At 69.5% G+C, this 15,021-nt stretch carries 11 protein-coding genes; 7 read left to right on the top strand and 4 right to left on the bottom strand.

The window, feature by feature from the left end; genetic code table 11:
• The first annotated feature begins 167 nt into the window (after positions 1-167).
• From ABN034_RS01245 to ABN034_RS01230, 4 genes are all read left to right on the top strand, one after another.
• Positions 168-1,364 (top strand): ROK family transcriptional regulator, encoded by a 1,197-nt coding sequence (locus ABN034_RS01245; protein WP_349689111.1) that lies wholly within the window; start codon positions 168-170, stop codon positions 1,362-1,364.
• Positions 1,364-2,737 (top strand): sulfatase-like hydrolase/transferase, encoded by a 1,374-nt coding sequence (locus ABN034_RS01240; protein ID WP_349328105.1) that lies wholly within the window; start codon positions 1,364-1,366, stop codon positions 2,735-2,737. Before ABN034_RS01245 ends, ABN034_RS01240 begins: the two co-directional genes overlap by 1 nt.
• Before the next feature lie 147 nt (positions 2,738-2,884).
• Entirely contained in the window at positions 2,885-6,565 is a 3,681-nt protein-coding gene (locus ABN034_RS01235; protein ID WP_349689110.1) for an alpha-glucuronidase family glycosyl hydrolase, read from the top strand.
• A gap of 38 nt (positions 6,566-6,603) precedes the next feature.
• Positions 6,604-8,883 (top strand): family 43 glycosylhydrolase, encoded by a 2,280-nt coding sequence (locus ABN034_RS01230; RefSeq protein WP_349689109.1) that lies wholly within the window; start codon positions 6,604-6,606, stop codon positions 8,881-8,883.
• A gap of 58 nt (positions 8,884-8,941) precedes the next feature.
• Here the strand turns inward: ABN034_RS01230 and ABN034_RS01225 are convergent, their stop codons facing one another.
• Genes ABN034_RS01225 through ABN034_RS01215 form a run of 3 tightly spaced genes read right to left on the bottom strand, consistent with a single transcriptional unit; the run spans position 8,942 to position 11,544 of the window.
• The gene (locus tag ABN034_RS01225) at positions 8,942-9,946 is read right to left on the bottom strand and encodes an ABC transporter ATP-binding protein (protein WP_349689108.1); all 1,005 of its coding nucleotides are present in this window, start codon (positions 9,944-9,946) and stop codon (positions 8,942-8,944) included.
• Position 9,947: 1 nt separating this feature from the next.
• A complete protein-coding gene (locus ABN034_RS01220; RefSeq protein WP_349689107.1) occupies positions 9,948-10,751 on the bottom strand; it encodes an ABC transporter permease in 804 nt (267 codons plus the stop codon).
• Positions 10,744-11,544: an ABC transporter permease gene (locus ABN034_RS01215; protein ID WP_349689106.1), complete on the bottom strand. Its 801-nt coding sequence runs from the start codon at positions 11,542-11,544 to the stop codon at positions 10,744-10,746. The genes ABN034_RS01220 and ABN034_RS01215 overlap by 8 nt, the downstream gene beginning before the upstream one ends.
• A gap of 435 nt (positions 11,545-11,979) precedes the next feature.
• Between ABN034_RS01215 and ABN034_RS01210 the strand changes: the two genes are divergently transcribed.
• Genes ABN034_RS01210 through ABN034_RS01200 form a run of 3 tightly spaced genes read left to right on the top strand, consistent with a single transcriptional unit; the run spans position 11,980 to position 14,123 of the window.
• On the top strand, positions 11,980-12,357 hold the full coding sequence (locus ABN034_RS01210) for a DUF3817 domain-containing protein (RefSeq protein ID WP_349689105.1): 378 nt from the start codon (positions 11,980-11,982) through the stop codon (positions 12,355-12,357).
• Positions 12,358-12,395: 38 nt separating this feature from the next.
• Positions 12,396-13,241 carry a nucleotidyltransferase domain-containing protein gene (locus tag ABN034_RS01205; protein ID WP_349689104.1) on the top strand — a complete coding sequence of 282 codons (846 nt, stop codon included), beginning with the start codon at positions 12,396-12,398 and terminating at the stop codon, positions 13,239-13,241.
• Positions 13,242-13,262: 21 nt separating this feature from the next.
• A complete protein-coding gene (locus ABN034_RS01200) occupies positions 13,263-14,123 on the top strand; it encodes a hypothetical protein (protein ID WP_349689103.1) in 861 nt (286 codons plus the stop codon).
• A 50-nt stretch (positions 14,124-14,173) separates the two neighbouring features.
• On the opposite strand, the gene ABN034_RS01195 is transcribed toward ABN034_RS01200, so the two are convergent.
• Positions 14,174-15,004: a phytanoyl-CoA dioxygenase family protein gene (locus ABN034_RS01195; protein WP_349689102.1), complete on the bottom strand. Its 831-nt coding sequence runs from the start codon at positions 15,002-15,004 to the stop codon at positions 14,174-14,176.
• Positions 15,005-15,021: the final 17 nt, after the last annotated feature.

The following is a 15,021-nucleotide window of genomic DNA, read 5'->3' as shown; positions in this document are numbered from 1 at the left end:
CACCTCCTGCGCACACCTCCTGCGCCCGATCTCCTTGTCCTGCGTCTCCCGCCGACCGCGTCGCGGCTGATCCCACCTGCTTCGGACGGCCGGAAGCGGCGCGTGATGTTGACGGCCCGGTGAGTGCACACGAGGCTGATGCGACCTTCTGAAGGATGGTTTAAGAAGTGGTCGACCTCCATGCCCGCAAGCGGAACCGCGCCCTGGTACTCGGGACCCTGCGTACCGATGCGCCGCTGTCGAAGGCGGAGATCGGCCGCCGGCTGGGGCTGAGCGTGCCGACCATCACGGAGATCCTCGGTGAGTTCGAGGCCGACGGGGTGGTCGCGGCCGTGGGCGAAGGTCCTTCGTCCGGCGGGCGGCGACCGATGCTGTACGGACTGCGTACGCACGCTCTTCGGGCGGTCGGCGTGAGCGTCGACCCGGACCGAATCACGGCGGTCGTCTCAGACCTGTCGGGGGATATCTCGACCGAGGCGGCACGTGCCATCGACCTCGCCGACGGCGACCGGGCATTCGTCGACGCTCTGGCAAGCGTCATCGACCACGTGCTCACAGCCGACGCCCCTGAACGCCTGGCCGGTATCGGGATCGCCGTGCCCACGATGATGCGCCGCTCGCAGAAGGGGCGCTTCACACCACTCGGCCATCCGCACTGGAAGGACGTCGACCTCCTCGCGGTCCTCGGGGAGCGGTACGGGCTGCCGATCGTGACGGAGAACCGTGCCCACGCCGTAGGGGTCGGGGAGTATCTCTTCGGCGCCGGGCGGGGAACTCCCGACCTGCTGTGCCTGATGCTCGGGTCCGGCCTCGGCGCTGCCATCCTTGCGGGCGGTGAGCTGTTCACCGGCGGCGACGGAGGTGCCGGGGCACTCGGGCGGTTGCTGCTCGAGGTTCCGGGCCGTGGCGATGCACGGTCCGCGCCCACGGTCGGGGGGCGGGTCGGTGCGGACGGCATCGCGGGTACGGCAGCCGACCGCCTCCGCGCGACCGGCCGGGAAACGCATCGGGGTGTCCCGATCACAGAACTCGACATCGACCACGTGATCGACGCGGCGGTCGACGGAGACGCCCTCATGGCCGAGGTCCTCGCCGACGTGGGACGCATCCTCGGAGCGGTCGTCGCGACCACGCTCTGTGTCACCGACTCTGACCTGGTGCTGCTCTGCGGGCAGACAATGCGGGCGGGACCGCTCATCGTCGACCCGCTACGCGACGCGTTGGAGAGCTGGTATCCCTTCGCGCTTCCGCGGCTCCGCGTCGGCCAACTGGGCGTTCATGCCGGTCCACTCGGCGCGGCCGCGCTCGTCCTCACCAACCTCGTCCGCGAGGCGCCGCTTCCCGGTCGGGAGGTGACCCGCTGATGGCGAGAAGCCCGAACGTGTTGTTCCTGATGACCGACGAGCACCGGTACGACGTGGCCGGGTACGCCGGCAACCTGGTCGTCCGCACGCCGAATCTCGACCGGCTCGCCGCGGGAGGCGTGGTGTTCGACAACGCCTACACCCCGGCGCCCATCTGCGTACCAGGCCGGCAGAGCCTGATGGCGGGGCAGTTGCCACGCACGACGGGCTGCCTGCGGTTCGGCCAGGACCTGCCGCCGGGTCATCCGACGTTCGCGCGGACGTTCGCGCGGCACGGATACGCGGCCGTGTGCGCCGGCAAACTGCACCATCAGGGCACCGACCAGATGCAGGGCTGGACGCATCGGATCGGGGCCGACACGGTGCTCGCGCCGGAGTTCGTGAGGGATCCCGCACCGGAGTTCGCCTCCCGTGCGTACACCCTCAAGGGGTTGAAGTGGTCGGACGCCAAGGAGGTCAGACGGGCGGGGATCGGGCGCAGTCCGTGGACGGCCAAGGACGACCTGGCCCTGAGCGGTGCGCTGGACTTCATCGAGGAGTACTTCTGCGACCCCTACTACGACCGTTCGACTCCGGATCGGCCGCTGCTGTTGAAGGTCAGCCTCAACCAGCCGCACTATCCCTACCTGGCTCCGAAGGATCTCTTCACCTACTACCTCAATCGGGTCGAGCCGTTCCTCGACGAGGCGGTGTCACCGCATCCGTTCCTGTCGACCCGCCAGGTGTGTCCCGGCGTCGATGCGACAGACGTCGAGATCCGGCGGGCGACGGCGGCGTACTACGCGATGGTGGAGAAGGCCGACGCGATGTTCGGCCAGGTGCTCCGAGCACTCGACCACGTGGGCCAGTCCCTCGACGACTGGATCGTCGTCTACACGACCGACCACGGGGAGATGCTCGGCCAGCACGGGGTGTGGGAGAAGCAGAAGTTCTACGAGGCGAGCGCCAGGGTTCCGTTGGTGGTCCGTTGGCCGGCGGCGTTCGGGCCCGGCCGGGTCGACGTGAACGTCAACCTGTGCGACGTGTTCGCCACCCTGTGCGCGCTGGCCGGGCTTGAACCGCCGCAAGGGCTCGACAGCCGAAGCCTTGTGCCACTCCTGCACGGCGACACGACCGGATGGCGCGACGAGTCCGTCTCCCATTTCGGACAGACGAACCTGATGATCAAGCGTGGTGACCTGAAGTACCAGTACTACGGGGAGAGCATGCCCGAGGTGTTGTTCGACCTCGATCGTGATCCGACGGAGACGAAGGACTTCGTGGCCGACCCGGCGTACGCGTCGGCGATGGAAACCTTCCGGGCACGACGGTCGGCGCTCGGCTACGGCCCTGACGCCGATCCCCACTACCGCAACGCGGGCTACGAGGAGTAGGCATGGCGACGACCGGCACTCGCCGATCGCCCGCCGGCGAAGCCGCTGGTCGTCGACCCGGCCGACGGCGCGAGCTCCATCGAGCCGAGTAGGTCCGCGCCCCACCCCGACCACGACATTGGCGACGACAGTCACGGAGTTCGAACCATGCCGGACCTTTCCCGTCGAACGATTCTCAAGTCTGGTGCCACGGCAGCGGCGGCCGGCTACCTCTGCGTCGGCAGCGCCGGTACGGCGGTGGCAGCACCAGCGGTGGCGCCAGCCGTAGTTGCGCCTGGCCGCCCACCCGACGAGGACGGCCACGAGCTGTGGCTGCGCTATCGCCTGGTCGGCCATGGCGGGCGCCTGGACGAGTACCGCCGCGCCATCGAGGGGATCGCGCCGGAGGGTTCGGGGGAGCTGCTGGGCTCCGCCGTCGCAGAGCTGCGGCGCGGCTTCGGCGGGCTGCTCGACCGGGACGTTCCGCTGGTCGATCCGGACGGCGGCGCTGTCGTCCTCGGTACGTACGACGAGTCGCCGGCGGTCCGCGCCCACGTCAGCCGGGACGAGATGGACGCGCTCGGTGACGAGGGCTACGTCGTCCGGACGACCGGGCGTTCCGGGATCGTGATCGGTGCCTCGCACCAGCGTGGTGTGCTCTACGGTGCGTTCCACCTGCTCCGGCTGCTGCAGACGTACCAGCGGCTCGACACACTCGATGTGCGGGAGCGGCCGGCCAATCCGCTTCGGATGCTGAACCACTGGGACGACCTGGACCGCAACGTCGAACGCGGCTACGCCGGCCTGTCGATCTTCCGTTGGGACGCGCTGCCCGAGCTCGACCCGCGCTACAGCGACTACGCACGGATCCTCGCGTCCGTCGGCCTCAACGCGACGGTCGTCAACAGCGTCAACGCGAACGCACAGTTCCTCGCCTCCGAACGCCTGCCCGGTCTCGCCGCGCTGGCAGGCGTGCTACGGGCCTGGGGTGTGCGGATGTTCGTCTCCGCCAACTACGCAAGCCCGATCGTGCTGACCGCCGGGGGCGCGGATCCGATCACGACCGCCGACCCGTTCGACGCGCGGGTCCAGCAGTGGTGGCAGGACAAGATCGCCGAGATCTACGACCTGATCCCCGACTTCGGCGGCTTCCTGGTGAAGGCCAACTCCGAGGGTCAGCCCGGTCCGCTGGACTACGGACGTACCCACGCCGAAGGCGCCAACATGCTGGCCGACCGGCTCCGCCCGTACGACGGTCTGCTCGTGTGGCGGAGCTTCGTCCACGAAGGCTTCTCCGACTGGGCGGAGTACCAGTACGAGACCTTCGCCCCGCTCGACGGCGACTTCGCCGACAACGCGGTCGTGCAGACGAAGAACGGCCCGATCGACTTCCAGGTCCGCGAACCGGTCCACCCGTTGTTCGGGGCGATGCCGCGGACCAACCAGGCGATCGAGCTGCAGATCACCCAGGAGTACACCGGCCACGAGGTCCATCTCTGCTACCTGGTGCCGCAGTGGAAGGAGGTCCTCGACTTCGACACGCTCGCCCAGGGGGAGGGCACCACCGTCAAGGCCATCGTCGGCGGAGCCGCCTACGGGCAGTCGAACGTCGGTCTCATCGGGGTGGTCAACTTCGGCGACGACCGCGACTGGACCGGGTACCAGTTGGGCGCGGCGAACACCCATGGCTTCGCCCGGCTGGCGTGGAACCCCGACCTGTCCGCCGAGGAGATCGTGACCGAGTGGATCCGGATGACGTTCACCCCTGCTGCGCCCTTCGTCGAGAAGCTGCGCCGGGTCATGCTCGACTCCTGGCGTACGTACGAGGCATACACCTCCCCGCTGGGCATGGGATATCTGACGTTCCCCACCGGGTCACACTTCGACCCGGATCCCCGGTCGACGCTGAACCAGTCCCACCACACGACAACCGAGGGCACGGGCTTCGACCGGAGCGTGGCGACGGGTTCCGGATTCGCCGGGTTGTACGCGGCGCACTGGTCCGAGCGCTACGAGTCACTGGAGACGGTCCCGGACAACCTGCTGCTCTTCCTGCACTGGGTGCCCTACACCCACCGACTCCACTCGGGTACGACGGTCATCCAGCACATCTACGACAGCCATTTCGCCGGCTACCAACGGGTCCTGCAGATGCGCGAGACCTGGCGCGGGCTCGTGGGACAGGTCGACGCCCGTCGCCATGCCGACATCCTGGCGACCTTCGACGACCACGTGTTCCATGCGCGACGGTGGCGGGACGCGATCGTCGCGTACTTCTTCGGCTACTCCCGGACGCTGGACGAGCGGCGAGGCTGGCTGGCGTACGAAGCCACTGGCGGCGCCCCACTCCTGCTCGGTGGCTGGCCGAACCGGCTCGCGTTGAGCGTGACCAACGGAACCGTCGCGACCCACGCCGTCACCGCGCGGGTGGACGTCCCCGGCGGAGGATGGACATCTGGCACCGTCTCGGCGGAGCTCGCGGCCGCCGCAACGGTGGAGATGAGGGCCCCGGTGCAGCCGCCGCTGGTAGCCGACCAGGTCCCGCTCGGGCTCACGGTGACGCCCGACGTCGAGCTGCTCGGCAACGCCGGTCAGCCGGCGGTCGTGGTGCCGGCCGGCCGCCGGTGCCACGTGGCCCTCGACGCGGGCTCCGGGTCGAGCCCGCTCGTCCCCGGCTACCAACGTCTGACACCACAGACGTCATGGGACCCCACGCGGGCGTACGGATGGGTCGGCAGGAGCCCGCAGGAGCGTGACCGGGGCGGGAGATGGGACGCCGCACGCCGGGACTTCTGCGGTGACACGGCTCCAGCGACACTGCGGCTGGCGATCCCGGCGGGCGTCCACGAGGTGTCGATCCTGGTCGGTGACGGAGGTCCCGACGTGTGGCCGACGTTCGTCGACGTCGACGGCGTACGCATCGCCGAGGGTGGCCGGATCCGCGGTGGCACCTTCGAATGGCTGCATGCCGACCTCGACGGCGGAGCGTCCGGGCGGGAGGTGGACCTCGCGTTCTCCAGCGTCCCCGGACGGTTCTGGCGGCTGTGCGCGCTGGTCATCATCGACCACGACTCGGTGGTGCCACCCGCGGTCGTGACCGATGTACGTGCGGACGGCGTGTGGTTCGGCGGCCGACCGAACGAGGTGACGGTGACGGTGGCGGGTACGACGCCGGACGCGCCGGCGGACGTCACCATCACCGTCGACGTTCCCGACGGCTGGTCGGTGGAGCCCGCGCTAGGCCAGGTGCCCCCCGGCGACGAACGGACCTTCGTCGCGGTCGTCACCCCGCCGTCGCCACCCGCGCTCGCGACCGTCGCAGTCCGGATCGAGGGCGACGCCGAGGCGGAGAAGTGGCCCCTCAACGTCGTGAGCGTGCCTGCTGCCGACGAAGCCGTGCTCGCCCTCGACGCCGGGAGTCCGACGAGTCCCGTGCTCGACGGCTACACCCGGCTGTCACCTGCGGAGACCTGGGACGCCGGGCGGGGATTCGGCTGGGTCGGGGAGCCACCCGACTTCCGCGACCGCGCCCGGATGGACGTCCTTCGCCGCGACATCGTCCTGGGCCGGGACCAGGCCTACGTGCTGCGGGTCGCGGTACCCGCCGGGCCGCACAGGGTCCACATCCTCACCGGAGACGCCTTCGCACCGTCCGGAACGACGACGGTCTACGAGGGCGACACCGAACTCGGGAGTTCCGGACCGGAGATCATCCCGCAGGCCGAGTTCCGGTGGTTCTCGTTCGTGCTGGACGGCGGGACGCCGGGACGTCTCGCCGACCTGCGCCTCGTCGGATCGCTACGGGACGGCTACTGGCGGGTGGCAGCACTGGTCATGCAGGGGGAGTAGCACCAACCCATCACCACGTCGGCAAGGGAGATCGGCTCATGCACACTCGGCTTCGACGACTGCTGCTCGCGGTGTTCGCGGTGTTCGCACTCGTTGTCACGGGCACCACGCCAATGGTCGCCGCCCAGGCCGTTGACGCCCAGGGCGTGGACGCCCAGGGGACGTTCACCAACCCACTGATGTCGAACTTCGCCGACGCGTTCTCCGATCCGGGAGTGATTCGCGGGAAGGACGGCTACTGGTACGCCTTCGCCACGGCGACCGTGATGACGCACGAGAACCAGGACGCGGGCGGTCCGCCGTACTACATGCCGATCGGCAGGACCGCCGACCTGGTGAACTGGGAGTACGTCGGGACGGTGTTCAGCGAGGAGAACCACCCGACGTGGAAGCCCTTCCCGGGAACGGGGTACTGGGCGCCGGACGTCCGCTACGTCGACGGAAGGTACTACCTGTACTACTCGCTTGCCGGCGGGGGGAACGCCGCCATCGGCCTCGCCACGGCGCCGACCCCGGCCGGGCCGTGGACCGACTCGGGTGGACCCGTCGTCGACTTCGTACCCGACGGCGAGGTCATGGAGATCGACCCGGCGCTGTTCGTCGACACCGACGGGACGAAGTACCTCTACTACGGTTCGTTCCGGCGTGGCGGCATGCATGTGGTGCGGCTCTCCGCTGACGGCACTCGAGCCGTGGGGGAGTCGACCCAGGTGGTCGCAGGCGACCGTGGGGAGGCGCCCTGGGTCGTCAAGCGGGACGGCTACTACTACCTCTTCTACTCCGCGTACGGATGCTGCGCGGTCGACACCGGTGGCTACCCGGTCTTCGCCGGGCGTTCGATGTCGCCGACCGGTCCGTTCGTGGACGCCGAAGGTGTTTCGCTGACGGCCACCGCACCGGGCGGGACGATCGTCAACTCACCCAACGGCAACAGCCTGGTCGGCACCGGGCACAACGCGGTCGCCGTGGACAGGTCAGGACAGGACTGGTACTTCTCCAACGCCAACAGCCGGTTCGACGCCTGGGGTGGACGCCCGACGGTGATGGACCGGCTCGACTGGATCGCTGGCTGGCCGACCGTCCGGGCCGGCGCATGGACGTCGGACACCCCGCAGCCGGCGCCCGCGGGGACATGGGACGTGGGCGGCACCTTTGCCGACGGGTCGCTACGTGGGTGGCGGCAGAGCCCCGAAGAGGCGTGGCGTCTCGACGAGGACGCCGACTCCGGCGCCTTCGTTTCCGCCCGATCGCGCGGCCCGCACCCGGTGCTGCTGCGCAGCAAGGAGACAGGTGCCGCCGACTACCGCGCTGAGGGCGATCTTCGGGTGAGAGGCGACGGTGCGGTCGGCCTGGTGGTCGGCTACCAGAACGCGGGCACCCACGCCACCGCCTGGCTCGACCCGGATCGGCGGGCCCTGGTCGTCGACGTCGTGGTGGACGGTGAGACCGTGCAGGCGGCGACCGGCCCTCTCCACGACGGATTCGCCTTCGACGCGTGGCACGCGGTCACGGCGGAGGTGCGCGGTACGCAGGCGACGTTCGAGGTGAGTGCAGCGATGGAGGGCAGTCCGCTGGCGAGACTGGACCTGGACCTGCCCGACGAGCTCGCCGGGCAGGCACCGGTCGGCGTGGTGTCCCGCGGCGGCGGTGGGCAGGCCGACAACGTCGGGACCGCCACGCTCTACGAACCGGTGACCGAGAAGGTGCCCGACCCCGAGGTCGGCACGCCCCTCCCGGAGTACGGCGACGAGTTCGACGGCACCACCCTCGGCCAGGGCTGGACGTGGGAGGGGGCGCCCAGGGGCGATCTGGCCGATGGTGCGTATGTCTGGGACACCCAGGACGCCGACTTCAGCCAGGACGACCACGCGTCGGTCCTCCTGCGGGAGGCACCGGAGGGCACGTACACCGTGGAGACGAAGCTCACCCTGCCCCTCGGCACGGGTCCGCGGGGGTATGAACGGGCGGGTCTCGTCGCGTGGATCGACCGGGGCGACTCCGTGCACGTGGCTCCCACGTCCACGGGCGCGACCCGACAGGCGTTCCTGTGGGTGGGCCCGGACGCCAGTCCGTGGCCGGACGCGGTGCAGCTCGGCCCGTCTGCGGACACGCTCTGGCTCCGGCTGCGGCACACGACCCACCCTGGTACCGGTGAGCACCTGTTCCAGGCGGCGACCAGTCGCGACGGGACGCACTGGAACTGGGGCGCCATGTGGCCTCTCCCGGGCGACGCGGCGCCACCGCGGATCGGGCTCGTCTCGATGGGTGGCGAAGGAGCGACGGCCAGGTTCGACTACGTCCGCGTCTACGGTCCCTGAGACGAGATCGTCCGCGGTGGCGTCGCGGTCCGGCAGGCTGTGTTCCCCGCGGCTGACGCTATGACCGGTCGGCCATGACGCCCTCGGCGTACATCTTGGCGATCACCGTTTCGATCGCCGGCTCCTGGATGGACAGGTCGGCCAGTGGGTACCGCTCGGCGATCGCGGACACGAGCGGTGCCGCGCTGGCGGCGGTGGGAAACGCGAGCCACTGCCGTGGTCCATCCCTCCGGACGACCCGCGCGCCCGGGACCTCGATCGCGGGCAGGGGCTCGGCCAGGTCGACGACGAGGGTCCGTTCGCTGTCGCCGAGCTGGTGCAGTCCGTCGAGGTCGCCGTCGTACATGAGGGTGCCGTGGTCGATCACCATGACCCGGGTGCACAGCTGTTCGATGTCGGTGAGGTCGTGGGTGGTGAGCAGGACCGTGGTGCCCTGTTCGGCGTTCAGGTCGCGGAGGAACTCCCGGACCTTCACCTTGCTCACGATGTCGAGTCCGATGGTCGGCTCGTCGAGGTAGAGCACCTCGGGGTCGTGGAGCAGGGCGGCCGCGATGTCGCCGCGCATGCGCTGGCCGAGGGAGAGCTGGCGGACCGGTACGTCGAGGAGTGGGCCCAGCTCGAGCAGGTCGACGAACCGGTCGAGGTTCTCGGCGTACCTCCCGTCCGGGATCTTGTAGATCCTGCGCAGCAGCCCGAAGCTGTCGCGCAGCGGGAGATCCCACCAGAGCGTGGTGCGCTGGCCGAAGACGACGCCGATCCGGCGGGCGAGGGAGAGCCGCTCCTTCGACGGCTCGATGCCGGCCACGCGCAGCGTGCCCGCGCTCGGCACGAGGATGCCGGTGAGCATCTTGATCGTCGTCGACTTCCCTGCGCCGTTGGGGCCGATGTAGCCGACCATCTCACCCCGGTCGACGGTGAAGGACAGGTCGGCGACGGCGTGCACCTCCGCCTTCGTACGGCGGATCCGACCGACCCGCCGGCGTACGACGAAGGTCTTTCCCACCCCGGACAACTCGATCAGCGCGCCAGACCCGGCGGGCTGTGAAGGTACGGACGGCGACATGTCAGCTCCCTGTACTGCGATAGCTACGGATTCCCGCGCGCCAGGCGAGCGCGGCGACGAGGGATATGGCGAGGGCTGCGACCGGCGAGCCGAACTGGAACGCCTTCGGCAGCCCGAGCGGGTCGGCGTGGCCGAGGATGTGCAGGGCCGGCATCCAGTTGACAAATGCCAGCGGGATCACGAACGTCGCCGCCCTGACCAGCTCCTTGGCGAAGATCGTCGGCGGGTACTGCGTGAGGAACGTCCCGCCGTAGGTGAACGCGTTGGTGACCTCCGCCGCGTCGCTTGCCGCGAACTGGAACGAGGCGCCGAGCACGAAGATCGCCCCGAAGATCACACTGCCGCTGAGGAGCATCACCGGCATCAGCAGCACCCGGTCCCAGGTCCAGTCGAGATCGAGTGCGAACAGCGACCAGACGAGCACCACGGTCGCCTGCGTGATCCGGCCGAGTCGGCGCAGTGCGAACTCGTCGCCCGCCACCTGGATGAACGCCGGCACCGGTCGCACCAGCATCACGTCCAGCGATCCCATCCGGATCCGGCGTCCGAGCCGCTCGGTGCTGCCGATGAGCAGGTCGGCCACGCCGAGCGCGAAGCTCGAGGTCCCGTAGAGGAACGCCACCTCCGGCAGGGTGAAACCACCCAGTTCGCGGGTGTGGGCGAACATGATGAAGATGGCCACGAAGTCGAGCGCGGTGACCACGAACTGCCCGGCCGTCAGCATGAGAAACGATGCCCGGTAGACCATCGTCGACCGGATCCACATCGCGACGATCCATCCGTACGCACGAAGCGCGTCAGCCACCCTGGACCACCACCTTTCGGGTGGCGAGGGAGGTCAGGAAGTAGCCGGCCACCCACAGCACCAGGGCCCACACCGCCTGGAAGCCGAACACCGGCAGGAGGTCGAGGCCTTGGTACGTGCCAAGGAAGACGTCCGCGGGGATCTGTAGCGCCGAGGACCAGGGCAGGATGCGGGCGAGGTCGCCGAACCAGCCGGGAAAGATGTTCAGCGGGAGAAGCATGCCGGAGAAGAACATCGCCAGCACTCCGGCGACCTGGTGCACTCCGCGGGAGTCGAGGAGCCAGAAGCCGGTGAGGGCGAAGAGGTAGTTGATCGAGAAGCACACGATCGCGCCGAGGAGCACGGCCAGGAGGAAGGCGAGCCAGGTCAGTGGATCGCGGGGGAGGGTGAGGGTGAAGACAAGCGCGCCGATGAAGGTGGGCGGGACGCCACGGGCGAGCAGGTGGAACGCCGCCCTGCCGAGATCGCCGGCGAGCCACCAGGCCTGGAAGCTGACCGGCCGGGTGAGGTCGACGGCGATGTCGCCGGTACGGATGCGTTCGGCGAGCTCGTCGCGGAACCCGCCGCCCCAGAGGCCACCGATCATGCCGAGCGACTGGCCGAGCCAGACGTAGGTGACCGCGTCACTCACGTCGTAGCCGCCGAGCCCGGGCCGGGCCTCCCACAGGGCGATGTAGGTGAACGCCATGATGAATCCGAAGACGGTGTTGGTGAAGACACCGGCGACCGTGGCCGCGCGGTAGGTCGCGAAGCGACGGAAGGTACGCAGCGCGATGGCCGCATAGACCCTCATCGGGGTTCGGGGCTCCCTTCGTGGAAAGGCATCCGGGCATCAGTGGTCAGGGCATCAGTGGTCGGGCATCGGTCGTCGGGCATCAGTGGTCGGGCTTTGGGCAGCGGGCATCGGGTTCGGGCAGCGGGAATCGCCCGGCCATGTGGTCATGGCCGGGTGCGAGTCGGGTGCTTGGCGCCGAAGGGTGCAGACGGGCTGAGCACGCCGAATGTCCCCCGAGCCAGCGCGGACCGGGGGTTCGTCAGGTGGAGAATTCTGGGCTGTGGCCCTGCTGTCGCTCGTCAGGGCATTTGTCGGGACCGGTCAGCTTATCGGCTGTCGGGCCGCGATGGGAAGGCACCTGTCCGCGGGTCTTCCCCCTCGATGGACTTCGGCCAGGTGGTGCGTGATAGGCAGGTGTGGTTCGATCGCTGCCCACCTGCGAGGACCGTCGACATGCCGCGACTGCTGACCGCCTACCGCGTGATGGCCTACGTCACCGGGATTGTTCTGATCGCTCTGCTGTTCGTCGCCGTCCCGCTGAACCACCTCGCGGACAATCCGGGACCGAGCGCGGTGATCGGGCCGCTGCACGGCTTCCTCTATGCGGTGTACGTCGTGGTCGTCCTGCTGCTCGGCTACGCGCGGCGGTGGTCCCTCTGGCGGACCCTCGTGGTGCTGGTCGCAGGGACCGTGCCGTTCGCCGCGTTCTTCGCCGAGCACCGGATCGTGACGGACGCACGTACGCAGGATGGCGGGGCTGGCGCACCCGACGCTGCCGACGAGACGGGACACGCCGGCGGACACGACACGGTCCCGGCAGCACATGACTGAGCGGCCCATGAGCGCGCGGTTCATGACTGAGCGGGCCCATGGCTGAGCAGCCGACGACGGGACACGCGGACGTCTTCGCACTCGCCCGGGAGCACGCCCGCGCACTCGTCGACGTGGACGGCGTCGTCGGCGTCATGGTGGGTGGGAGCCATGCGCGCGGGACCGCCGACGGGGGCTCCGACCTCGACCTCGGCGTCTACTACCGCGAACCGCTGGACCTCGACACCCTCCGTGCCCTCGCGAGCGAGACGGTCGGTCGGCCCACGGAGGTCGCCGGGCCCGGTGGTTGGGGTCCGTGGGTCAACGGCGGTGCCTGGCTCGACCTGAAAAGCGGCCGGGTGGACTGGATTCTGCGCGACCTCGACCGGGTGCACCGCGAGTGGAAGCGCGCGCAGCGAGGGGAGTTCGGGCTGCATCACCAGCCGGGGCACCCGTTCGGATTCGTCTCGACGACGTACGTGGGCGAGATGGCGTTCGGCATCGTCGTCGCCGATCCCAGTGGCGAGCTGGAACGACTGAAAGCTGCCGCGGTGCTCTATCCGAGCCCGCTCCGTGCGGCATTCGTGAACTGGCTGTGGGAGGCCGGGTTCAGCCTCGACATCGCGCACAAACCGGCCGGCCGCGGCGACGCGGCGTACGTCGGAATGTGCCTTGCCCACGCGGTCGGCATCATGGCGCACGCTCTCCACGCCCACGACGGTCGGTGGGTCGTGAACGAGAAGGGCCTCGTCGACAGCGCCGGTCGGCTGCCCTCGGCACCGACCAACTTCGCGAAACGGGCGCACGGCCTGTGCGCCGGTGGTACGGACCCGGCGGATCTCCTTGCCCGGCTCGACTCCGCGGCCGTGCTCCTCGACGACGTACGGGCCGGCGTCCGGCGGTGATCCTCAGGCAGGATGGGTCGCATGTCGAGCTCGCGGAGTCACACCCCAAGGGTTGAGGAGGAAGGTCCGGCGCGGGACGAGCTTGCGCAGGACCGGCTGGAGCGCGCCTTCCGCGGGCTGCTCGTGGCGGATCACCGGGTCCGGGCCGCGCTGACCTACGGCTCGCGCCCGGCCGGGCTCGGCGACGCCTTCTCGGATGTGGAGTTCTGGGTCTTCCTCGACGATGCCGAGCTCGGCTCGTGGTCGTTCCCGCACTGGATCGCCCAGGTGGCGGAACCGGATCTTCTTGTACGCAACGAGTCCGGTGGCTGGGTCGCCGTGGTCGACCGGCACATCCGGGTGGAGCTGCACGTGTGGCCGGCGTCCGACACCGAGGTCGTACGCAGCTGGCCGGGCAGGGGAGCGCCGGTCGAGGCGATGCTCGTCGTCGACCGGGACGGCCGGCTCGCGCCAGCACTGGCGGAGCTTCCCGTGCATCCTCCTGCGCCCTCCACGTCCTTCGAGGTCGCGGAGCTGTGCGGCAGATTCGCGAACTGGTGGCTCCTCGGCCGCAACGTCCTCGCGCGAGGAGAGTACGAACGCGCTGTCGACGCCCTCGCCCACGTACGCCGGCACCTGCTGTGGATGGCGCGCCTGGCCGAAGGTGCGACCGATCGGTGGCTCACGCCGTCGAGGTTGGCGGAGCGGGACCTGTCGCGCGAGACGCTGGACGCCCTCCGGGGGATCGGCACAAAACGCGGGCGTGGTGACAACCTGGCTGACGCCTTCGTCGCGGCGTGGGAACTCGGCATCCGGCTGTGGAGTTCGCTGGCACAGAAGTGGGGGTTCCACCTTCCTCCGCTCGCGGAGGAAGGCCAGTCCGCCCCGGACATCCCCACATAGGTCGACGAGGCCGCCGGGGCCCCGGAGTGGGACGGTTGAACGGCGTCAGGTCACCAGGGGTCGACGCCGAGTAGCTTGCGGCCAAGTGGTCCGGCGGCGGCGAGTTGGCGTTCGTTGAAGCGACCAGGTGCGGGCGCCTTGCCCGCGCCGTGCGGGTGGTCCTCCCGGGCGTACCGCATGAACTGCGCCACCCGCGCCACCGGACGGCGGTTGTGGGCCGCACCGTGCGGCATCAGGTGGTGCAGCAGGGCGAAGTCGCCCGCCTCGCCGGTGACCTCCACGCTCTCCAGGTGGGTGATCCGCTTCCAGTCGTCGTGCAGGTGCCGGCCCTGTGGATGCGCGCGCGACTCCTCCTCGACGATCTTGTGGCCGCCGGGCACGATGTGGATGCCGCCGCCGTCGGGAAGGACGTCGGTGAAGTAGTAGCAGCCGCCGACCTGAACCTCCTCCAGCGTGAAGAGGAAGTTGTCGACGTCCTTCGGTACGGAGGCGTCGATGTGCAGCGTCTGGCTGCGTGGAGTGTCGCGGTGCATGTCGTTGCGCATGGTGACGCCGAGCGACCCGTCGAAGACCCGGAGCCGGTGGGACTCCAGGAGCTGCGCGGCCACGTGGTACAGGCGTTCGTTGGCCCAGAGCGGCAGGAGTTCGGGTGTGTCGTAGGTGTGGTCGCCGGGCGATGCCATCGGCTTGATCCGCCCGTCGGCGCTGTGCCAGTGCTCGGGGATGTTCAGGTCGCGGGGGATCATGTCGAGGATGAGGTCGCGGTAGTGCGCGGCCTCCTCCCTCGAGATGGCACCGCGGACCACCACGTAGCCCTGCTCCCAGAACTGTTCGATCTCGGTGTCGGTCAGGACCTTTGGTGTGTCGACCACGGCGGTCACGATGCACTCCTCGGCTG

Source organism: Actinopolymorpha sp. B11F2 (genome assembly GCF_040195635.1).
Taxonomy (GTDB): domain Bacteria; phylum Actinomycetota; class Actinomycetes; order Propionibacteriales; family Actinopolymorphaceae; genus Thermasporomyces.
Note: the sequence above shows the minus strand (reverse complement) of the source record. Positions and strands in the feature narration are given on the sequence as shown.

Coding starts and splice junctions, on each gene's coding strand:
- ABN034_RS01240 (WP_349328105.1), top strand. CDS start 1,364: ATGGCGAGAAGCCCGAACGTGTTGTTCCTGATGACCGACGAGCACCGG.
- ABN034_RS01235 (WP_349689110.1), top strand. CDS start 2,885: ATGCCGGACCTTTCCCGTCGAACGATTCTCAAGTCTGGTGCCACGGCA.
- ABN034_RS01230 (WP_349689109.1), top strand. CDS start 6,604: ATGCACACTCGGCTTCGACGACTGCTGCTCGCGGTGTTCGCGGTGTTC.
- ABN034_RS01225 (WP_349689108.1), bottom strand. CDS start 9,946: ATGTCGCCGTCCGTACCTTCACAGCCCGCCGGGTCTGGCGCGCTGATC.
- ABN034_RS01215 (WP_349689106.1), bottom strand. CDS start 11,544: ATGAGGGTCTATGCGGCCATCGCGCTGCGTACCTTCCGTCGCTTCGCG.
- ABN034_RS01210 (WP_349689105.1), top strand. CDS start 11,980: ATGCCGCGACTGCTGACCGCCTACCGCGTGATGGCCTACGTCACCGGG.
- ABN034_RS01205 (WP_349689104.1), top strand. CDS start 12,396: ATGGCTGAGCAGCCGACGACGGGACACGCGGACGTCTTCGCACTCGCC.
- ABN034_RS01200 (WP_349689103.1), top strand. CDS start 13,263: ATGTCGAGCTCGCGGAGTCACACCCCAAGGGTTGAGGAGGAAGGTCCG.